Here is a 2,480-nt window from a genome sequence, read left to right on the forward strand (position 1 = left end):
ATGGAGTTCTCCGCCACCTACACCACCGTAGACGCGCACACCGGCGGCGAGCCGCTGCGCGTCGTCACGGCCGGCGTCCCCCGCATCCCCGGCGCCACCATCCTGGAGAAGCGCCGCTGGGTGCGGGACAACCTCGACCACGTGAGGCGCGCCCTGATGTGGGAGCCGCGTGGGCACGCCGACATGTACGGCTGTTACGTCACCGAGCCCGTCACCGCTGGCGCCGACCTGGGCGTCATCTTCATGCACAACGAGGGCTACTCCGACATGTGCGGCCACGGCATCATCGCCCTGGCCACCGTGGCGGTGGCGCAGGGGCTCGTGCCGCGGGTGGTGGGCGAGACGCGCGTGGGGATAGACAGCCCCGCCGGGTTCATCGAGGCGTTCGTGGCGTGGGACGGTCGGCGCGTTGGCGCCGTGCGCTTCCTCAACGTGCCGTCGTTCCTGTACCGGCGGGACGTGCACGTGAACACGCCCGGTTTCGGCGACCTGAGCGTGGACATCGCCTTCGGGGGCGCCTTCTACGCCTACCTCGACGGGGCGGCGGCCGGCCTGGAGGTGGTGCCGGCCAACGTGCGCGAGTTGATCGAGCTGGGCGACCAGGTGAAGCGCGCCGTGATGGCCGGCGTGGAGATCCAGCACCCGGAGGTGAGCGAGCTGAACCGTCTCTACGGCACGATCATCGCGGGACCGCCGCGCGACCAAGCCAACCACCAGGCAAACGTGTGCGTGTTCGCCGAGCGCGAGGTGGACCGCTCGCCCACGGGCACGGGCACGTCGGGGAGGGTGGCGCAGCTGGTGGCGCGTGGGCGGCTCGCCCTCGGCGAGGAGCTGCGCAACGAGAGCATCGTAGGTTCCCTCTTCACCGGCAAGGCCGTGGCGCGCACGCGCGTGGGGGAGTTCGACGCCGTTGTGCCGGAGGTGAGCGGCACGGCGCACGTCGTGGGGTTCAACCAGTGGGTGGTCGAGCCGGGCGACGTGCTGGGAGAGGGCTTCCTTGTGCGCTAGGGCGCGAGCGCGCCTACTCCGGCGCCACGCGCGGCAGCATCCCGAGGAGCCTGTCGAGGATGCGCGCGCCGTCGACGCGCAGGCCGTTGTGCTCGTACTCGCTCGTCACCCACACCTCGAGGTTCGGCACGCGCGCCACCGTCTCCATGGCCAGCCCGAGGTCGACGTACATGTCGTTGTAGTAGAGGGCGGCCGCGCTCGGCACGCGGTTGCGGGCGAGCGCCCCTGGGTCGTAGAGCGCCGGCCAGTCGCTCTTGGCGGCCAGCAGCTCGGCCGCGCCCCTGAGCGGCGCCAGCGTCTCGAACTCGTCGAGCATCCACGAGTAGACCATCTCGCCCGTGAAGAGGAACTCCTTGCCGGGCTCGTAGTCGAACTCCGGGAAGCCCTGCTGCACGCGCTCCGCCGCCCAGTTGGAGGCCTCCCCCTGGCAGTAGATGGCCTCGTGCAGCACCGTGAAGATGGGGTTGGTGTGGAAGTTGGTGGCGTGGAACACGCCGTGCAGGAAGTCGTAGGAGAGCTCGCTCTGCCCTGCCACCGTCACGAAGGCGCGTTCCAGCAGGTCCATGATGCGCTCGAAGCCCCCCGAGGCGCCGAACGCCAGGCCGAGCTGCTGGAACTGGCGCACGGTGAGGCGCTGCCCGTTCGGGAGGCTCACGTCGTGCTTGAGGAGGTAGTCGGCCACGCGCCGGCAGGTGAGCTGGGCGTGCGGGTAACGCGCGAAGAACTCGCGGTTCTTCGCCGCCACGCGCGGGAAGGTGGCGCGGTAGACGTCGTCGGGCGGCCGCGTGAGGGACGGGATACCGCCGGTGATCAGGGCGGCCTCGAGCCCGTCGGGCGCCGCCGACAGGTAACGCAGAACGCAGAAGCCGCCGAAGCTCTGGCCCAGCACCTTCCAACGCCCGTCGCCGAGCAGTTCGCGGCGGATGAGCTCGGCGTCGGCCACGATGGCGTCGGCGCGGAAGTGCGCGAGGTACGCCGCCTGCTCCTCGGCCCCGCCGCGCTGGGCGAGAGTCTGGTAGTTGACCGGGGTGGAGAGGCCGGTGCCGCGCTGGTCGAGCAGGAGCACGCGGTGATCCTGCAGTGCCCGCCCTATCCACCCGCTCCGCGTCTCGGGCCGCGGCGACGCCGAACCGGGACCGCCCTGGAAGTAGACGAGGTACGGCAGGTCGTCGCCCTCGCGCCCCAGCGGGGCGAGCTCGCGCGCGAACACGCTCAGCTGCTCACCGCCGGGCCGGGAGTGGTCGAGGGGCACGTTGAAGCGCCGGTTGGTCACGAGCATGCCCGGTAGGGTGTAAGACTCGCGGGTGGAGGGCAGCTCTGGTCGGCGGTCCTGGTCGTGGCCGGTGGGAGGCATGGTGAGGGAATGGTATCCGAAGGTTCCATGGAGCGCTGGGCGTCGGGGCGCCGGGCGGTGCACCGGGCGCCCGCCCCGCGGGTGAGGGCGTGAGGCGCCTCCAGTTCGTCGACTCGCA

The 2,480-nt window shown here is 71.2% G+C and carries 2 protein-coding genes; one reads left to right on the forward strand and one right to left on the reverse strand.

The window, feature by feature from the left end; translation table 11 throughout:
• On the forward strand, positions 1-1,008 hold the full coding sequence (locus tag H3C53_13340) for a proline racemase family protein (protein MBW7917651.1): 1,008 nt from the start codon (positions 1-3) through the stop codon (positions 1,006-1,008).
• Between the two features lie 13 nt (positions 1,009-1,021).
• On the opposite strand, the gene H3C53_13345 is transcribed toward H3C53_13340, so the two are convergent.
• Positions 1,022-2,287 carry an alpha/beta fold hydrolase gene (locus H3C53_13345; protein ID MBW7917652.1) on the reverse strand — a complete coding sequence of 422 codons (1,266 nt, stop codon included), beginning with the start codon at positions 2,285-2,287 and terminating at the stop codon, positions 1,022-1,024.
• Between the last annotated feature and the right edge of the window lie 193 nt (positions 2,288-2,480).

Source organism: Trueperaceae bacterium (assembly GCA_019454765.1).
Taxonomy (GTDB): Bacteria; Deinococcota; Deinococci; order Deinococcales; family Trueperaceae; genus JAAYYF01.

Excerpts from the sequence above, each read along its gene's own strand:
- H3C53_13345 (MBW7917652.1), bottom strand. The coding sequence starts at position 2,287 with ATGCTCGTGACCAACCGGCGCTTCAACGTGCCCCTCGACCACTCCCGG.
- H3C53_13340 (MBW7917651.1), top strand. The coding sequence starts at position 1 with ATGGAGTTCTCCGCCACCTACACCACCGTAGACGCGCACACCGGCGGC.